The 16,739-nt window shown below is 60.7% G+C and carries 22 protein-coding genes and 1 pseudogene; 10 read left to right on the top strand and 13 right to left on the bottom strand.

Translation table 11 applies throughout. The features are described from left to right. The first annotated feature begins 2 nt into the window (after positions 1–2). The 4 genes from accB (at position 3) to AC25BC_RS08595 (ending at position 3,445) form a co-directional block, all read left to right on the top strand. Positions 3–464: an acetyl-CoA carboxylase biotin carboxyl carrier protein gene (accB, locus tag AC25BC_RS08610; protein WP_012757278.1), complete on the top strand. Its 462-nt coding sequence runs from the start codon at positions 3–5 to the stop codon at positions 462–464. 4 nt (positions 465–468) lie between these two features. After that, entirely contained in the window at positions 469–1,824 is a 1,356-nt protein-coding gene (gene accC / locus AC25BC_RS08605) for an acetyl-CoA carboxylase biotin carboxylase subunit (protein ID WP_017993867.1), read from the top strand. 7 nt (positions 1,825–1,831) lie between these two features. Beyond that, positions 1,832–2,446 (top strand): leucyl/phenylalanyl-tRNA--protein transferase, encoded by a 615-nt coding sequence (aat, locus tag AC25BC_RS08600; RefSeq protein ID WP_128439365.1) that lies wholly within the window; start codon positions 1,832–1,834, stop codon positions 2,444–2,446. 75 nt (positions 2,447–2,521) lie between these two features. Then, positions 2,522–3,445 carry a DUF2167 domain-containing protein gene (locus AC25BC_RS08595; RefSeq protein ID WP_128439364.1) on the top strand — a complete coding sequence of 308 codons (924 nt, stop codon included), beginning with the start codon at positions 2,522–2,524 and terminating at the stop codon, positions 3,443–3,445. Positions 3,446–3,539: 94 nt separating this feature from the next. Here AC25BC_RS08595 and AC25BC_RS08590 read toward each other — a convergent pair whose 3' ends face one another. The 5 genes and pseudogenes from AC25BC_RS08590 to gatB all read right to left on the bottom strand — a co-directional run bounded on the left by AC25BC_RS08590 (position 3,540) and on the right by gatB (position 6,845). Then, complete coding sequence (locus tag AC25BC_RS08590) at positions 3,540–3,980, bottom strand: DUF2155 domain-containing protein (RefSeq protein WP_012757274.1); 441 nt, start codon at positions 3,978–3,980, stop codon at positions 3,540–3,542. A 115-nt stretch (positions 3,981–4,095) separates the two neighbouring features. Further along, positions 4,096–4,494: an NADH:ubiquinone oxidoreductase subunit NDUFA12 gene (locus tag AC25BC_RS08585; protein WP_020049728.1), complete on the bottom strand. Its 399-nt coding sequence runs from the start codon at positions 4,492–4,494 to the stop codon at positions 4,096–4,098. Between the two features lie 103 nt (positions 4,495–4,597). Then, positions 4,598–4,759: pseudogene (locus tag AC25BC_RS08580) on the bottom strand (GNAT family N-acetyltransferase); the annotation flags it as partial. A 75-nt stretch (positions 4,760–4,834) separates the two neighbouring features. Next, positions 4,835–5,338, bottom strand: coding sequence for a GNAT family N-acetyltransferase (locus AC25BC_RS08575; RefSeq protein WP_128439363.1), 504 nt, complete (start codon positions 5,336–5,338; stop codon positions 4,835–4,837). Positions 5,339–5,342: 4 nt separating this feature from the next. After that, positions 5,343–6,845, bottom strand: a complete 1,503-nt coding sequence (gatB, locus tag AC25BC_RS08570) for an Asp-tRNA(Asn)/Glu-tRNA(Gln) amidotransferase subunit GatB (protein WP_012757270.1) — start codon at positions 6,843–6,845, stop codon at positions 5,343–5,345. A 129-nt stretch (positions 6,846–6,974) separates the two neighbouring features. Here gatB and AC25BC_RS08565 point away from each other — a divergent pair, with 129 nt between their 5' ends. Beyond that, positions 6,975–7,286 carry a DUF1294 domain-containing protein gene (locus AC25BC_RS08565; RefSeq protein WP_020486962.1) on the top strand — a complete coding sequence of 104 codons (312 nt, stop codon included), beginning with the start codon at positions 6,975–6,977 and terminating at the stop codon, positions 7,284–7,286. Positions 7,287–7,290: 4 nt separating this feature from the next. On the opposite strand, the gene AC25BC_RS08560 is transcribed toward AC25BC_RS08565, so the two are convergent. Next, positions 7,291–7,800 carry a GNAT family N-acetyltransferase gene (locus AC25BC_RS08560; protein ID WP_128439362.1) on the bottom strand — a complete coding sequence of 170 codons (510 nt, stop codon included), beginning with the start codon at positions 7,798–7,800 and terminating at the stop codon, positions 7,291–7,293. A 311-nt stretch (positions 7,801–8,111) separates the two neighbouring features. Here AC25BC_RS08560 and AC25BC_RS08555 point away from each other — a divergent pair, with 311 nt between their 5' ends. Further along, a complete protein-coding gene (locus AC25BC_RS08555; protein ID WP_012757267.1) occupies positions 8,112–8,369 on the top strand; it encodes a YjhX family toxin in 258 nt (85 codons plus the stop codon). Between the two features lie 45 nt (positions 8,370–8,414). Here the strand turns inward: AC25BC_RS08555 and AC25BC_RS08550 are convergent, their stop codons facing one another. The 4 genes from AC25BC_RS08550 to AC25BC_RS08535 form a co-directional block, all read right to left on the bottom strand. Then, positions 8,415–8,690 carry a hypothetical protein gene (locus AC25BC_RS08550; protein WP_012757266.1) on the bottom strand — a complete coding sequence of 92 codons (276 nt, stop codon included), beginning with the start codon at positions 8,688–8,690 and terminating at the stop codon, positions 8,415–8,417. Positions 8,691–8,796: 106 nt separating this feature from the next. Beyond that, positions 8,797–10,278, bottom strand: coding sequence for an Asp-tRNA(Asn)/Glu-tRNA(Gln) amidotransferase subunit GatA (gatA, locus tag AC25BC_RS08545; RefSeq protein ID WP_017993860.1), 1,482 nt, complete (start codon positions 10,276–10,278; stop codon positions 8,797–8,799). Positions 10,279–10,335: 57 nt separating this feature from the next. Then, positions 10,336–10,623 carry an Asp-tRNA(Asn)/Glu-tRNA(Gln) amidotransferase subunit GatC gene (gene gatC, locus AC25BC_RS08540; protein ID WP_003558942.1) on the bottom strand — a complete coding sequence of 96 codons (288 nt, stop codon included), beginning with the start codon at positions 10,621–10,623 and terminating at the stop codon, positions 10,336–10,338. Positions 10,624–10,692: 69 nt separating this feature from the next. After that, positions 10,693–11,397, bottom strand: coding sequence for a metal-dependent hydrolase (locus tag AC25BC_RS08535; protein ID WP_128439361.1), 705 nt, complete (start codon positions 11,395–11,397; stop codon positions 10,693–10,695). A gap of 282 nt (positions 11,398–11,679) precedes the next feature. Here AC25BC_RS08535 and ruvX point away from each other — a divergent pair, with 282 nt between their 5' ends. Beyond that, a complete protein-coding gene (gene ruvX, locus AC25BC_RS08530; RefSeq protein WP_012757263.1) occupies positions 11,680–12,174 on the top strand; it encodes a Holliday junction resolvase RuvX in 495 nt (164 codons plus the stop codon). On the opposite strand, the gene AC25BC_RS08525 is transcribed toward ruvX, so the two are convergent. The 3 genes from AC25BC_RS08525 to AC25BC_RS08515 all read right to left on the bottom strand — a co-directional run bounded on the left by AC25BC_RS08525 (position 12,111) and on the right by AC25BC_RS08515 (position 13,403). Then, positions 12,111–12,443 (bottom strand): DUF6105 family protein, encoded by a 333-nt coding sequence (locus tag AC25BC_RS08525; RefSeq protein ID WP_003558937.1) that lies wholly within the window; start codon positions 12,441–12,443, stop codon positions 12,111–12,113. The genes ruvX and AC25BC_RS08525 overlap by 64 nt on opposite strands. After that, the gene (locus tag AC25BC_RS08520) at positions 12,440–12,613 is read right to left on the bottom strand and encodes a hypothetical protein (protein ID WP_012757262.1); all 174 of its coding nucleotides are present in this window, start codon (positions 12,611–12,613) and stop codon (positions 12,440–12,442) included. Before AC25BC_RS08520 ends, AC25BC_RS08525 begins: the two co-directional genes overlap by 4 nt. Before the next feature lie 130 nt (positions 12,614–12,743). Continuing rightward, positions 12,744–13,403: a TetR/AcrR family transcriptional regulator gene (locus AC25BC_RS08515; RefSeq protein WP_012757261.1), complete on the bottom strand. Its 660-nt coding sequence runs from the start codon at positions 13,401–13,403 to the stop codon at positions 12,744–12,746. Positions 13,404–13,651: 248 nt separating this feature from the next. On the opposite strand from AC25BC_RS08515, the gene map reads away from it, so the two are divergent. From map to AC25BC_RS08500, 3 genes are all read left to right on the top strand, one after another. Next, positions 13,652–14,488, top strand: coding sequence for a type I methionyl aminopeptidase (gene map, locus AC25BC_RS08510; RefSeq protein ID WP_012757260.1), 837 nt, complete (start codon positions 13,652–13,654; stop codon positions 14,486–14,488). A 7-nt stretch (positions 14,489–14,495) separates the two neighbouring features. Continuing rightward, on the top strand, positions 14,496–15,323 hold the full coding sequence (radC, locus tag AC25BC_RS08505) for a RadC family protein (RefSeq protein ID WP_012757259.1): 828 nt from the start codon (positions 14,496–14,498) through the stop codon (positions 15,321–15,323). 201 nt (positions 15,324–15,524) lie between these two features. Next, complete coding sequence (locus tag AC25BC_RS08500) at positions 15,525–16,712, top strand: alpha-hydroxy acid oxidase (RefSeq protein WP_017993781.1); 1,188 nt, start codon at positions 15,525–15,527, stop codon at positions 16,710–16,712. Positions 16,713–16,739: the final 27 nt, after the last annotated feature.

Raw genomic sequence — 16,739 nt, 5'->3', positions numbered from 1 at the left:
CCATGGCTGAAAAGAAATCGGGTATCGACCAGGCACTGATCCGCGATCTCGCCAATATTCTCAACGAAACGGATCTGACGGAGATCGAGGTCGAGCAGGACGACCTGCGCATCCGCGTTTCGCGCGCCGGCACGCCGCAATATGTTCAGGCGCCGATCGCCGCACCGGCCTTTGCCGCGCCCGCTGCGGCAGCCGCTGCCGCGCCAGCCGCAGCTCCCAGCCGCAACCCGGCCAATGTCGTCAATGCACCGATGGTAGGCACCGTCTATATGGCGTCGGCTCCGGGCGCGCGTCCCTTCATCGAAGTCGGCGCAACCGTCAAGGAAGGCCAGACGTTGATCATCATCGAAGCGATGAAGACGATGAACCAGATCCCTTCGCCGAAGTCAGGCAAGGTGACCGAGATCCTCGTCGATGACGGACATCCCGTCGAATACGGCCAAGCCCTCGTCGTCATCGAATAGGCCCATGCCCATGATTTCGAAAATCCTCATCGCCAATCGCGGAGAAATCGCCCTTCGCGTGCTCCGGGCCTGCAAGGAGCTCGGCATCGCCTGCGTCGTGGTTCATTCCACCGCCGACGCCGATGCCATGCATGTGCGCCTTGCCGACGAAAGTGTCTGCATCGGCCCACCCTCCTCGCGCGAGAGCTATCTCAACATCCACCAGATCGTCGCCGCCTGCGAGATCACCGGTGCCGACGCCGTGCATCCGGGCTACGGCTTTCTGTCGGAGAATGCCAAGTTCGCCGATATCCTCGAAGCCCACGGCATCACTTTCATTGGGCCGACGGCGGACCATATCCGCATCATGGGCGACAAGATCACCGCCAAGACGACGGCGCTGGAACTCGGCATTCCCGTCGTTCCAGGCTCGGACGGCGAGGTGAAGACCGAAGAGGATGCGCTGAAGACGGCCGCCGAAATCGGCTATCCGGTGCTAATCAAGGCCACGGCCGGCGGCGGCGGACGCGGCATGAAGGTCGCCAAGAGCGAGGCCGACGTGATCGAGGCCTGGTCGACGGCCCGCACGGAAGCAGCAGCCGCCTTCGGCAACGATGCCGTCTACATGGAAAAATATCTCGGCAAGCCGCGCCACATCGAAATCCAGGTGTTCGGCGACGGCGAAGGCAATGCCATCCATCTCGGCGAGCGCGACTGCTCGCTGCAGCGGCGCCATCAGAAGGTCTGGGAAGAGGCGAATTCGCCGGCCCTCAACGTCGAGCAGCGCATGAAGATCGGCCAGATCTGCGCCGACGCCATGAAGAAGCTGAAATATCGCGGCGCCGGCACGATCGAATTCCTCTACGAGAACGGCGAGTTCTACTTCATCGAAATGAACACCCGCCTGCAGGTGGAACATCCGATCACCGAAGCGATCACCGGCATCGACCTCGTGCACGAGCAGATCCGCGTCGCTTCCGGCGGCGGTCTGTCGGTGACGCAGGACGAAGTGCATTTTTCCGGTCACGCCATCGAGTGCCGTATCAATGCCGAGCACCCGCGCACCTTCGTGCCCTCACCCGGTACGATCACGCACTTCCACGCGCCGGGTGGTCTCGGCGTGCGCATCGATTCCGGTGCCTATCAGGGCTACAAGATCCCGCCTTATTACGACAGCCTCATCGGCAAGCTGATCGTGCACGGCCGTACCCGCGTCGAATGCATGATGCGCCTGCGCCGGGCGCTCGACGAATTCGTCGTCGACGGCATCAATACAACGCTGCCGCTATTCCAGGATCTCGTCTCCAACCAGGATATCGCCAACGGCGACTACGACATCCACTGGCTGGAAGACTACCTCGCCAACACACCGGCGGCATAGGACAGGAATGGCAGGATCGCGCAGGAAGTCACCAGGCATAACCCCTGACATTCTCCTGCGCGCCTATTCCATCGGCCTCTTCCCGATGGCCGAATCCGCCGACGACCCGGAAATTTTCTGGGTCGAACCGGAACTGCGCGGCGTGCTGCCGTTCGACCATTTCCATGTGTCGAAAAGCCTTGCCAAGACGGTGCGCAAGAAGCCCTTCGTGATCCGTTTCGATCACGCTTTCGATCAGGTCATCGCCGCCTGCGCGGAGGAGACATCCGGGCGTCCGAGCACCTGGATCAACAGGACGATCAGATCGCTTTATTCGACGCTCTTCGACATGGGCCATGCCCATACCGTCGAAGCTTGGGAGGGCGATGAACTAGTCGGCGGCCTCTACGGCGTCTCGCTCGGCTCGGCCTTCTTCGGCGAAAGCATGTTTTCGCGCCGGACGGATGCCTCGAAGATCTGCCTCGTGCATCTGGTCGACCGGCTGCGGCAAAGGGGCTTCACCCTGCTCGACACGCAGTTCACCACCGAACACCTGAAGACATTCGGAGCGATCGACGTTCCGAAGACCGACTATGCCGGGATGCTTGCCGCGGCGATGGAGTCGCCGCACCTTACATTTTAAGCCCGATCGTTTCATCCGTACGTTGATTTTCCAGCCGATTTGGCTAGGTTCAAAAATGCAACGGGGGATAGAATTTTGAAACGATATTTTGCTGCCGCAATCCTTTTGACCTTATTTGCAGGTCAAGCCGGTGCACGTCCCTACCAGGATATGTACCCGAACAGGACCGATTTTTCCGACGCGGAAAAGCCGGTGCTGGAGAAGCTCGATTTTCAGCAGGGTGTGATCAAGCTGCCTGAAGCGAAGGCAACGCTGAACGTGCCCGCCGACTTCTACTATCTCAGCCCTGCCGACGCGATGACGGTACTCGTCGATATCTGGGGAAATCCTCCGGCGGCGGCGGAGGGAACGATGGGGATGATCTTCCCGGCGAAATACGCGCCGACCGATATAGAGGCCTGGGGTTCCACCGTGGAACACAGCGCCGACGGCTATGTCTCGGACGTCGATGTCGCCACGACCAATTACGACGAATTGCTGCAGAACATCAAGGATTCCATCAGGGAAAACAACGTCGAGCGCGAAAAGCAGGGTTTTCCGAAGATCACGCTTGTCGGCTGGGCATCCACGCCGCACTACGACAAATTCGCGCATACGCTGCACTGGGCGCGTGATCTAATGTTCGGCGACGATAAGCAGCACACGCTGAACTATTCCGTGCGTGTGTTCGGCCGCGAGGGCGTATTTCAATTCAACTTCGTCGCCGGCCTCGACCAGCTGAAAGAGATCGAGGGTGTCATCCCGACCGTCACCAAGCTCGTGCAGTTCGACAAGGGAATGGCCTATACCGACTACGTCGAGGGCGACAAGATCGCGGCCTATGGGATGGCGGGAATGATCGCTGCGGGCGCGGGCGCCAAGATTGCTGCCAAGGTGGGATTGCTGGCACTCGCCCTCGCCTTCCTCAAAAAGGGCGGCATCCTCGTTTTCATTGTGTTCGCCGGTGCGCTTCGCTTTGCCAAGGGCCTTTTCAAGAGGAACAAGACACCCACCGCATAGGCTCATCCAGGTTGCTGCGTCACTCAAAGTGTTACAGCGTCGTTGTTTGTGTGTCTGAAAAGGCGTGCGGCGCTGTAAAGCGTGATGAGAGGCGCTAGCGAGCTGTCGCCTTGGCACCGTCAGGAGCCGGAACATCCGAGTTTGCCTTGCAGTCCTTCAGCCAGACGTCGTAGATCGGGTGCTCGACGGCGTTGAGGCCAGGGCTGGCGGCAAACATCCAGCCGGTGAAGATGCGGCGGATCTTGCGGTCGAGGGTGATCTCATCGACCTCGACGAAACCGTCGATCTTCTGTGCTTCCGACTGGTCGCGCGAATAACAGGCCTTCGGTGTCACCTGCAGCGCACCGAACTGTACCGTCTCATTGACATAGACGTCGAAGGTCGTGATGCGGCCGGTGATCTTGTCGAGGCCGGAGAAGACGGCAACCGGATTTTCGATGCGTGCGGCATTTGCCGCAGCCGGCGGAAGCAGGGCCGAGAGCGCCAGCAGCGATCCGGCGGCACGCAGGACCTTGTTCCGCGTGAAGAGCTTCATGTGTACCCGTCTCCAGACATTTTCAGTTCACGGCCGCGGTCAAGCGCGGCCAACCTGCGGGTAAAGGTCAATTGTGGCCAAAAGCCGGGTCTTGGGATTGCCCGGTCGGGCCGTCTCAGTTGCCCGGCGTCCAAGCGTCATAATCGCCGGTGACGCGCGGACGTTCGCCCGGAACGGCGATGGAGCCCGGCGGACGATAGGCCTGCGGCGAACCGGTATGGTTGGGACGGTGCGGCTTCTGCCATTCCTTGGCGACGTAAGTCTCCTTGGACGGCGGCACGTCGGTGCGATGATGCATCCAGCCATGCCAGCCCGGCGGAATGGCGGAGGCTTCGGCATAACCCTTGTAGATCACCCAGCGCTTCGGCAGACCGTAGGAAGACATGCCGCCTTCGTAGTAGACGTTGCCGAATTCATCCTCGCCGACGCGCTTGCCAAAACGCCAGGTCGCAAAACGCGTGCCCATCGTCTGACCGTTCCACCAGGTAAAGGTCTGAACCAGAAGATTCCACATGTCTTTTCCTTGTGCCCGCCAGATGCGAGCCAAACCAGAATTCGTTTCCTCGCTTATGCCGTCGCCAAGCTGAATTGTCCAGCGATTCCGCGACCGCCACGGGTCATTTCAAAGCCATCTTGAAGCCCAGAAGCGAGGGCTTGAAGCCCAGCCTTTCATAGAAACGATGGGCATCCTTGCGTATCGCATTCGAGGTCACCGCAACCCGCCCGATACCGCGGCCTTTTGCCTCGGCAATGGCGAATTCAATCATCAGCGCGCCGACATTGCCAAGAGCGCCGGCAGATCTTCCCTGCTTGCCTGGCGAATGGGAATATCGGGCCACTCGACCGCCACGCTCTCAATGCCCTTCGAGCGGCTTTTCGAAGATCAGCGCCGGAATGCCGGATTGTCCAGCCCCGTTGTTCTCGTTGCGGCCGACCTCGGTGAAGCCGTGCATCTGATAGAAGGCGATCGCCGCAGCGTTTTGCGGCTCGACTTCGAGGCGCATGATTTCCGCATCCGGAAAGCAGGTTTCGAGTTCGGCGAAGATATCGCGGCCGATGCCCTGGCGCTGCAGCGCCGGCCTGACATAGAGGAGATGCAGCATGACCGTCTTCGTCAGTTGCTGCGACATTGCCGCATAACCCATGCCGCCGATATTGCGGCCGTCATCGGCAACGAGGAACTCGGCATCCTTTCGCACGAGGCGCGTCTTCAGTGCCGCCGGCGAAAAGAGATGGGTGATCAGATCCTCCACCTTGGCCCTGCCATGCAGGCTGTCATAGGTGGCATGAAAGCTCTCCACCAGCAGGGCGCGGACCTTTTCCAGGTCGCGCTCGCCGGCGGTGCGGACAAAATACACTCGCTTATTCCTCGATGCCGAGCTTTGCCTTGACGAGGGCTTGGACAGCCTGCGGATTGGCCTTGCCGCCGGTCGCCTTCATCACCTGGCCGACGAACCAGGCCGCCATGGTCGGCTTCGTCTTGACCTTTTCGACCTGGTCAGGATTGGCGGCGATGATCTCGTCAACGGCCTTTTCAATCGCGCCGGTATCCGTCACCTGCTTCATGCCTCGCGCTTCGACGATCTCGGCCGGATCGCCGCCTTCAGTCAGAACGATCTCGAAGAGATCCTTGGCGATCTTGCCGGAGATGGTTTCGGCCTTGATGAGATCGATGATGGCGCCGAGCTGGGCCGGCGAAACCGGGGTCTGCTCGATGTCCTTGCCGGTGCGGTTCAGCGCGCCGAGCAGATCGTTGATCACCCAGTTGGCGGCCATCTTGCCATCACGGCCTGCGGCGACGGCTTCGTAATAGTCGGCGATCGCCTTTTCGGAAACGAGCACCGAGGCGTCGTAGATCGACAGGCCGAGTTCGCGCACGAAGCGCTCTTTCTTGTCGTCGGGCAGCTCCGGCAGATGCACTTCGAGCGCCTTGATGAAGGCATCGTCGAATTCGAGCGGCAGCAGATCCGGATCGGGGAAATAACGATAGTCGTGCGCATCCTCCTTGGAGCGCATCGAACGCGTCTCGCCCTTGCCCGGGTCGAAGAGGCGGGTCTCCTGATCGATCTTGCCGCCTTCTTCCAGAATGCCGATCTGGCGACGGGCTTCATATTCGATCGCCTGACCGATGAAGCGGATGGAGTTGACGTTCTTGATCTCGCAACGCGTGCCGAAATCCTCGCCCGGCCGGCGGACGGAGACGTTGACGTCGGCCCGCATCGAGCCTTCGTCCATGTTGCCGTCGCAGGTACCGAGGTAACGCACGATCGAACGCAGCTTGGTCATATAGGCCTTGGCCTCGTCGGACGAGCGCATGTCGGGCTTCGAGACGATCTCCATCAGCGCGACGCCGGAACGGTTCAGATCGACATAGGACATGGTCGCGTGCTGGTCGTGCATCGACTTGCCGGCATCCTGCTCCAGATGCAGGCGTTCGATGCCGATCTCGATATCTTCGAACTGGCCCTGGCGGTCAGGTCCGAGTGAAATGACGATCTTGCCCTCGCCGACGATCGGATCCTTGAACTGCGAGATCTGATAGCCCTGCGGCAGGTCGGGATAGAAATAGTTCTTGCGATCAAAGAGCGAGCGCTTGTTGATTTGGGCTTTCAGGCCGAGGCCGGTGCGCACGGCCTGCCTGACGCACTCCTCGTTGATGACGGGCAGCATGCCGGGCATGGCGGCGTCGACCAGCGAGACGTTCGAATTCTGCGGCTTGCCGAATTCCGTCGAGGCGCCGGAGAAGAGCTTCGAATTGGACAGCACCTGGGCATGGACTTCCATGCCAACGATGACCTCCCAGTCGCCGGTGGCGCCGGGGATGAAGCGTTTCGGATCAGGCGTGCGGACGTCGACAAGGGTCATCTGATGCTCTTTGCAGGCTGTTCTTTTCCACTGGTGAGGTAAAGGAAATGGCGTGCCGGTGCAAGGCTTTCGCCATCGGCTGCATCGCGGTTTTGCCGTCCGTTAACGCAGCCGCGGTAGGGTTCCCCGATGACGATGACCGATATTATCAAATGGGCCTTGCTGTTTCTGGCGCTGAACCTCTTGGTGTTCTCGATCTATTTCTTCGACAAGCAGGCGGCGCGCCACGGCAGGCGACGTATCAGCGAACGCACGCTTCTCATCCTTGCGCTGATCGGCGGTAGCCTGGGCGCGCTGGCTGCACAGCAGTTGCTGCGGCACAAGACGAGAAAGGAGCCGTTCCGGTCAATCCTGGCGGCGATCCTGATCCTACACGGCGCACTGATTGCTGTGCTGGCCTTCTTGCCGCAATGGAGCCCTCTCCTGCCTCAGCATTTTTGAATCATCAGAATTCCAGCCCATACCCGCCTTGGCCATCCGAAACGAGCTGTTTCGTCAGTCCAACGGAGGGCACGTCTCGGTCGAGCTTCGGATTGTAGGCAACAGAGAGCCAATGGATGCTGTAGCCGTGCTTCCGGAAGAAGCCGATCGCCTCGCTATTGCCGGAATGGGTCTGCATCGCCGCCTTCTCGAGGCCCTGATCAGCGATCTCCTTTTCGATGCGGACGAGAAGGGCCGAACCGAGGCCCTGGCGGGTGAAGGCGGGATCGATCCAGAAATCCGAGATGGTTTCGTCCAATCCCTCGCGCGCCGCCCAGCCTGCGACCTGGCCGTTCTGCTCGACGACGGTGATGGTCAACCAGTCGTTTTCCACGAAGTTCCGGAAGGCGTTGCGCGCTGCATCGATCATCGCGTCCGATTCGCCGATCGACGCCATCGCATTTTGCCAGGCCCTGAGCCCGATCTCGCTCAATAGCACCGCTTCACCGTCGCGGGCATTGCGAATGTGGATCAACGACACCTCCGCGTTACCCGTCAACTAGACCACTGAGTCGCGGATTTTACCAGTAGCTCCAACGGGATGATCGACCGAAACCGCGGTTTTCGACTGGTTTTGAGAGGCAAGTACGCTCTTGACCGAATTTTCCAGGCTGAATAATAGGTCTTATCGAGGTGTTTTATGTTGAGCCTGCCTGAGATCCGGTAAAGGCCCTGCCCGCAAGTCCGCTTGCGCGCATGGGCCCGAAAAAAACGAAGCCCTGACGTTCGAATGAGCGCCAGATCGTTTTTGTGCGCCCTGCCGGGCGCGATACCGGATCTCAACACATGGACATTTCTCGCACGGAGCAGCGCATCCTGCATCTCATGGCCCAAGGCGGCCGCATCGAAATTACCCGCGACGACGACAGGAAGATCGAGGCGGTCAGTTGCTTCACCCGCGACGGCTGGCTCTATCCCGGCGTCGACCTCGATCTCTTCCGCAGGCTGAAGCGGCTGAGGGCAATCAAGTCCTCAGGCGGCCACCCCTACCGGATCACCGAAAGAGGGCTGAGCTTGGTGAGGTCGCAGTTGAACAACAGGTAATAGCGGCACTCCCGATCGCGTCTCGAACGGGCGCGATCGGGGGTATCAAGCCTTTGCAGAGAGTTCCGTCCGCATCGCCGACCACTCGTCGGCCATCGTGCCCGTGCCGCGCACCTTGCCGGCGCGGCGATACCAATAATCGGCGTTCCAGTCATCGCCCTCGATGCGATGGCAAAGCGCGTGGCCCCAGTCGAACGGTTGTTCGCCTTCGTGGCGCTGGCAGATGTCGTGGACCGCCTGCCAATCCGCGCCCATGGTGAAACCGCCGGCAGCAAGGCGATCAACGGCCTCGATTAATTGCGCAAGATCATTGCTGGCCATAAAACCTTCTCCTGGTTCCGGCTATCAATCAGTCAACCATGCGGCAAAGCCGACGGCGCCGACGTTTCGTGGTCGGCAGCCGCTATTCCTGGGATCGTTAGATCCGTTACCACCACTTGGCCGGCGTAAACCGGCCGGCTGCCTGCTCGATGACGTGGGCGGTCTTGAAGAGGGTTTCCTCGTCGAAGGGCTTGCCGATCAGCTGCAGGCCGAGCGGCAGTCCCTTATGGTCGAGGCCGGCCGGCACGGCGATGCCGGGCAGGCCCGCCATGTTGACCGTCACCGTGAAGATGTCGTTCAGATACATCTTCACCGGATCGGCGGCGAGGTTCTCATCGGCAACGCCAAAGGCGGACGACGGCGTTGCCGGCGTCAGGATGGCATCGACGCCGGCGTCGAAGGCGAGTTCGAAATCGCGCTTGATCAGCGTGCGGACCTTCTGGGCGCGGATGTAATAGGCATCGTAATAGCCTGCCGACAGCACATAAGTGCCGATCATGATGCGGCGCTTGACCTCCTTGCCGAAGCCCGCGGCACGCGTCTTCTCGTACATGTCGACGATATCCTTGCCGTCGACGCGCAGGCCGTAGCGCACGCCGTCGTAGCGCGCGAGGTTCGAGGATGCCTCGGCGGGGGCGACGATGTAATAGGCCGGAAGGGCGTATTTGGTGTGCGGCAGCGAGATGTCGACGATTTCGGCGCCGGCATCCTTCAGCCAGGTGATGCCCTGGCGCCAGAGGGTCTCGATCTCATCCGGCATGCCGTCGACACGGTATTCGTTCGGGATGCCGATCTTCATGCCCTTCAGCGACTGGCCGAGAGCTGCTTCGTAATCCGGCACCGGAAAATCGACCGATGTCGTGTCCTTTGCGTCGACGCTTGCCATCGACTTCAAAAGGATCGCGGCATCGCGGACGTCGCGGGCGATCGGACCTGCCTGGTCGAGCGAAGAAGCGAAGGCGACGGTGCCCCAGCGCGAGCAACGGCCATAAGTCGGCTTGATGCCGACGGTGCCGGTGAAGGCGGCCGGCTGGCGGATCGAGCCGCCGGTATCCGTCGCCGTGGCGCCGGCGCAAAGATGCGCTGCGACGGCTGCGGCCGAACCGCCCGACGAGCCGCCCGGAACGAGCTGCTGGTTGGAGCCTGCGGCACGCCAGGGATTGATCACCGGGCCGTAATGCGAGGTCTCGTTGGACGAGCCCATGGCGAATTCGTCCATGTTCAGCTTGCCGAGCATGACGGCGCCATCATCCCAGAGGTTCTGCGTCACGGTCGATTCATAACGCGGCTCGAAACCATCGAGAATGTGGCTGCAGGCCTGGGTGTGAACGCCGACGGTGGCGAAGAGATCCTTGATGCCGAGCGGAATGCCTTCGAGTTCGCCGGCCTTGCCGGCAGCGATGCGCTCGTCGGAGTTCTTCGCCATGACGCGGGCGAGATCCGGCGTGACCTTGATATAAGCGTTAAGCCGGCCATTGGCCGCATCGATCGCCGAGATATAGGCTTCGGTCAGTTCGATCGCGGTGATTTCCTTGGCGCGCAGCTTCTGGCGGGCTTCGGCAATGGTCAGGCTGGTGAGTTCGCTCATCGTGTTTTCGCTTCAGATCTGGAAATGGCAACAGGGTCGGAAAGAGGCTTCGAAGCCTTATTCGACGACTTTCGGCACCAGGAAAAAATTATGGTCGGTGACGGGCGCATTGGCGACGATATCGGCTGCCTTGCTGCCGTCGGTCACCTCATCGGTCCGCTTCTTCATCGCCATCGGGGTAACCGACGTCATCGCCTCGACGCCGTCGACATTCACTTCGGAGAGTTGCTCGACGAAGCCAAGGATGCCGTTCAGCTCGCCGACCATGCGATTTGCCTCGTCCTCGGAGACGGCAATACGGGCAAGGCGGGCGACACGCTTCACGGTGGCAAGATCGACGGACATGACGTTCTCCGGATAGGATTTTTCCTACCCGCTATAAAGGCCATGTCCGCCTGACGCAACGGGGTTTCGTCAGATCGACAGGCTCTCGGAAGGCCTGATCGCCTTCACATCCGTCTTCGATCCGTCCATGCCGGCAACGAATTTTTCGGCCGTCTGGTCGATGATCGGAAAGGTGCCGTAGTGGCAGGGGATTGCGGTCTTGAGGTTGAAATAACGCCGGCAGGCAAGGGCTGCTACCGCGCCGCCCATGGTGAAGCGGTCGCCGATCGGCACGAATCCGATATCAGGCTGGTGCAATTCATTGATCAGCGCCATGTCCGAGAAGATGTCGGTATCGCCCATGGCAAGGATCGAAGCTTCGTCGTCGAAATGCAGCATCAGGCCGTTGGCGTTGCCGAGCGCGTGCGAGACACCGTCCTCGGTGATCTGGGCGGAGGAATGCAGCGCATTGGTGAAGGTCGCCGAGAAGCTGCCGAGCGCGATCGTGCCGCCGGTATTGCCCATCTCGATCTTGTCGACGCCCTTGGAGCCGAGCCAGGCGGCGAGATCAGCATTGGCAAGAACGACGGCGCCGGTTTCCTTGGCGAGTGCCACGGTATCGCCGACATGATCGCCATGGCCATGCGTCAACAGGATGTGGGTAATGCCTGCGGAAACATCCTTAATATCCTGGCCGGAGAAAGAGGCGTTATAGCTGAGGAATGGGTCGAGCAGGATCTTCGCCTTTGCTGTCTCGATGCGGAAGGCGGAATGGCCGAGCCAGGTGATCTTCATGAAATGTCTCCTTTATTATGGGATGCAAAGCCGGTTTCGATGCCACATCAAAGAATGAGAGCATGATGTCGTCCGAAAACCGCTCACACTTTTCGGCGTCATGCCCTAAAACGCGTCGCAATCTTTCAGATTCGCTCCAGCATTTTAGATCTTTGTTTTTACGCATGTCGTTATCGCAAAACCGCGGCACACTTTTGCGCGACATGCTTTAAGGACATATCTTATGCGGCCGCAAAGAAAAGCGGCGGCGACTTCAATTTGTTTTGACGGGATGAAATGGCGATGACGGTGTTGACGATCGAGGAAATGGCCGAGACGCTTGTCCCGCGACAGGCGATTGCCGGCCTCGATCTCGGCACCAAGACGATCGGGCTTTCGATGTCCGATCTCGGGCGGCGTTTCGCCACGCCACGCACAGTGATCCGCCGCGTCAAGTTCACCATCGATGCTCAGGCGCTCTTGGACTTCGCACAATCTGAAAAGGTTGCAGGCTTCGTCATCGGCCTGCCGATGAACATGGACGGATCGGCGGGTCCGCGCGTGCAAGCAACGCGCGCCTTCGTGCGCAACATGGAGCAGAAGACGGCGCTGCCCTTCGTCTATTGGGATGAGCGGCTTTCGACGGTTGCGGCTGAACGGACGCTGCTCGAAATGGACGTCTCGCGCGCCAAGCGGGCCGAACGGATCGATTCGGCCGCGGCAAGCTTCATCCTTCAGGGCGCGCTCGACAGGCTTTCCTTGCTGGCAAGGTCAGATGGAGACGAATTCAACGCCTGACGCGCCTTCCACCAGGCGATGATCGACTTGCGCTTCCGCAGACCGATAATGGCGAAGACGACGAGGCTGTCCACCGCAATCGCGCGGGCAACGAGCGGCGGGATGGTCTCCGGCGGAATGCCAAGCGCCTTGCCGTAAAGCTCGAAGGTCAGGTCATGGACCTGCCGGCTCAGCATGAAGATGCCGAAACTCATGTCGTAATAGGAGAGCCAGTACCATCCGCCCAGAAAGACGATGGGGCCGGCCCAGAAGATCAGAAACCACTTCATGCGGCCTCTCCTCCATGCTTGCGCGCCACGGGCAGATCGAGGGAGACCAACCAGACCGACAATGCCATGATGCAAAGCACCAGCGCGGGAATTGCGATATCCAGCGCCAGAACTGCGAAAAACATCATTGCCGTCACCAGAAACGCGACTTTAGCGATTTTGGTTCCCATGGGCGTCACTCGGGGCTTCTACTCATACCATCTCTGCTCACCGCCACACTGTCGGCTTAACCACCCCCACGCAACGTAAACCATTTGTTAAGGTTAACGCGGCGCCCGCCCCCTGTGGATGAGCCAGGTATCAGCCGTAGACGCCGCGGACGATGCGCTTCAGCGCTAGTGCCGCCTTCTCCCAGTCCTTGGGCGTTTTCAGCGACAGGCCGGCGCACTGCCCACCGGCTGCGGCGGCGAGCACGAGATGCTGGATCGCGGCGATGACGATGGCGTTGACGGCTGCTGCATCCACGCCCTTCGGCGGCGCCAGCGAGCCGCGCATGCGCTCTAGCCAGAGAGCAAGCGCCTTCGAACGCGCCTCGGACAACCGCCTCACCTGCTCGGTGTTTTCCGATATCTCCCAGGCGAGGATGCGGCGCATCAGCGGATCGTTTCTCAAGGCATCGAGGAGGAGGAGCGACAGCCGTTCCATCAGGTCCCCATAGGTGAGCAGGAACATGCCGCCGGCGTCTTCCGGAATGCGGTCCTTCACCCATGTGCCGAGATCGGCGCCAATCGCCTCGACCAAGCCGTCGAGGCCGCCATAGTAACGATAGATCAGCTGCTTGTCGCAACCGGCGCGGCGGGCGACCGCGTTGATGCCGAAATTCTGGAAGCCTTCTTCGGCGAGCAGCCCCTTGGCGGCGGCAAGAATTGCGCGCTCGGTGGCGCCGCGATCACGCACGCGCCGTTCCGGCTCGCCGCCGGCCCCGGGTGAATTTTCAAGATTTGCGGCTTCATTCAGCATGATCGACCCTTCCCCGCTGTCACCAATCGGTGAGTAGCGGGGAGGCTTCACGCAATCAATCCTATCCCATTGGGAAGATTGTGGATATTCCAGCCGGACCGTTGATTGTCCGTCGAACGGATGTGGAAAGCTGCAGACTGGACTGATCGGATCTGTCCAGAAATCTCGTCCTGGCAGTTGATCGTGATGGACGAACCCGGCATAGCTGCATTATGAACAAATCTAACAATCTCCGCTAAGGCCCTGCAATGGTGAACTATATCGAAGCCTCTACCGCGCCCCCGAAGAATACGGGCGCCATCCGGCTTTATGACGCTGAAGCATTCGAGGGTATGCGCAGGGCATGTCAGCTGACCGCGCGCTGCCTCGATGCGCTTGCCGACATCGTCAAGCCCGGCCTGTTGACCGATGAGATCGACCGGTTCGTCTTCGATTTCGGCATGGATCACGGCGCCTATCCGGCGACGCTGAACTATCGCGGTTATACCAAATCGACCTGTACCTCGATCAACCACGTCGTCTGCCATGGCATTCCGAACGACAAGCCGCTGCGTGACGGCGATATCGTCAATATCGACGTCACCTTTGTGCTCGACGGCTGGCACGGCGATTCCAGCCGGATGTATCCCGTCGGCGTCGTCAAGCGTGCTGCCGAGCGACTGCTCGAGGTCACCTATGAATCGCTGATGCGCGGCATTGCCGCCGTCAGGCCCGGTGCTCGTACCGGCGCGATCGGCGAGGCGATCCAGACCTATGCCGAAGCCGAGCGCTGTTCGGTGGTGCGCGATTTCTGCGGCCATGGCGTTGGCCGGCTGTTCCACGATTCGCCGAATATCCTGCATTACGGCCGTGCCAATGAAGGGCCGGAGCTGCGCGAAGGCATGATCTTCACCATCGAGCCGATGATCAACCTCGGCCGGCCGCATGTGAAGGTGCTGGCTGACGGCTGGACGGCGGTGACCCGCGACCGCTCGCTGTCGGCGCAGTACGAACATACAGTCGGCGTCACCTCCGATGGCTGCGAGATCTTCACGCTGTCGCCGGGTGGCCTCGACCGCCCCGGTCTGCCTTCCCACAACGGGTGACAATCCGATGGCGAAGGGGCCCGTTTCGATATCCTCCGACGACGAGCTGCCTTTCAAGACGCAAGAGCCGATTGCCGCCGACGAACGTTCGTTCTTTGCAGGTCAGCCGCAAAAGCCGTCCGCGCCGAATTCCAGGACGGCCCTGCCCGCCTCGCTTGCCGGCCAAGAGCATTATCACGGCCATCGCGAGCGGTTGCGTGACCGCTTCCGCGAGCTCGGCGACACTGCGCTTGCCGATTACGAAATCCTCGAGCTCTTGCTTTTCCGCCTGATCCCGCGGCGCGACACAAAGCCGATCGCCAAGGCGCTGATCGAGCGTTTCGGTTCGCTTTCGGGCGTCTTCGGCGCACCACCGACGCTGCTGACGGAAGTCAAAGGTGTCGGCGAGGCCGTGGCGCTCGACCTGAAGCTGATCTCGACTGTCGCCCACCGGACGCTGAAGAGCGAACTCAGGAGCAAACAGGTCCTGTCCTCGTGGTCTTCGGTCATCCAGTATTGCCATGCCGCCATGGCGCATGAGACCCGCGAGCAGTTCCGCATCCTCTTCCTCGACAAGCGCAATGTGCTGATCGCCGATGAGGTGCAGGGCCGCGGTACGGTCGACCATACGCCGGTCTATCCGCGCGAGGTGGTCAAACGCGCGCTCGAGCTTTCGGCGACGGCGCTGATCCTCGTGCACAACCACCCCTCCGGCGATCCCACGCCATCCCGCGCCGACATCGACATGACGAAGGTGATCATCGATGCCGCCAAGGCGCTCGATATCACCGTCCACGACCACGTCATCATCGGCAAGGACGGCCATGTCAGCCTGAAGGGGCTGAAGCTAATCTGAACAAACATTGCGGCTGCTCGCCGACGAGATGCAGAGCCCCGGCTCGTCGACCTGCCCTGGTCCATCCCCGCGAGAAGCCTGAGGCGAGAAGACTGCTGAATGCTGGAGTTGACAGCAGTCGGTGGTGCGGGATTGTATGCAGTCCTGCACCGCTACTCACTGGACAATGCCCGCCCGAAATACCCGAGAAGATGAAGCTCCATGACGATTCGCAGCGGCAACACCGACCGAACGACCCGGCTCTGCCGCGACGTGCTCTGCCTCGATGACTTTGAAATAAAGGCGCGGCGACATCTGCCAAAGCCTCTGTTTGGTTATATCGCAGGCGCGACCGAGACCAATGCGTCGCTGCGGCATAACGCAGAAGCTTTCCAGGCCTATGCCTTCCGGCCTCGTGTCCTTCGGGACGTCTCGAAACGCAGCACCGAGACGAGCCTCTTCGGCAAGACCCATGCCGCGCCATTCGGCATCGCGCCGATGGGTATCAGCGCGCTGATGGCCTATCGAGGTGACATCGTGCTTGCGCAAGGAGCGGATCAATCGGGAATCCCGATGATCATAAGCGGTTCATCACTTATCCCCTTGGAAGAGATAGCTGCAGTTTCGCCGCAAGCATGGTTTCAGGCCTATCTCCCCGGCGAACCCGACCGTATCGATGCTTTGATCGATCGCGTCGGCGCGGCCGGCTTGCGCACGCTTCTGCTGACCGTGGACACAGCCACGCTGCCAAACCGTGAAAACAATGTAAGGGCCGGATTTTCGACACCTCTGCGTCCCGGTCTCCGCCTGGCGTGGCAGGGCATCTCGCACCCGCGCTGGACCACCGGCACATTCCTGCGCACGATCGTCCGGCACGGCATTCCGCATTTTGAAAATTCCTACGCCACAAGAGGCGCGCCGATCATCTCTTCGAATGTGACGCGCGATTTCGGCAGGCGCGACCATCTCAACTGGAACCATCTGGAGCGGATACGCAACAGGTGGTCCGGCAAACTCGTGGTCAAGGGGATCATGCATCCTGACGACGCGGCCCTGGCTGTCGACACCGGAGCGGATGGCGTGATCGTCTCCAATCATGGCGGCCGCCAGCTCGACGGCACCGCATCTCCCCTTCAGGTCCTTCCGGAGATTGCGTCCCGTGTCGGCGACAGCGTTGCCGTCATGGTCGATGGCGGTTTCAGGCGTGGAACGGACATCATGAAGGCCCTCGCACTCGGGGCCTGTTTCGTGTTCGTGGGCAGGCCGTTCCTTTATGCCGCAGCCGTCGCGGGCCTACCGGGTGTGCTCAAGGCGGCCGATATCCTGAAGACGGAACTGCATAGCAATATGGCGTTGCTCGGCGTCACCAAGGTGGGCGATATTTCCGCGGACTACATCACCCATGCATGAAAAGCCGTCGAGCCATCGAGCATGGCA

The organism is Rhizobium sp. WSM409, from assembly GCF_057653825.1.
This window is presented reverse-complemented; position numbering and strand designations above follow the sequence as displayed.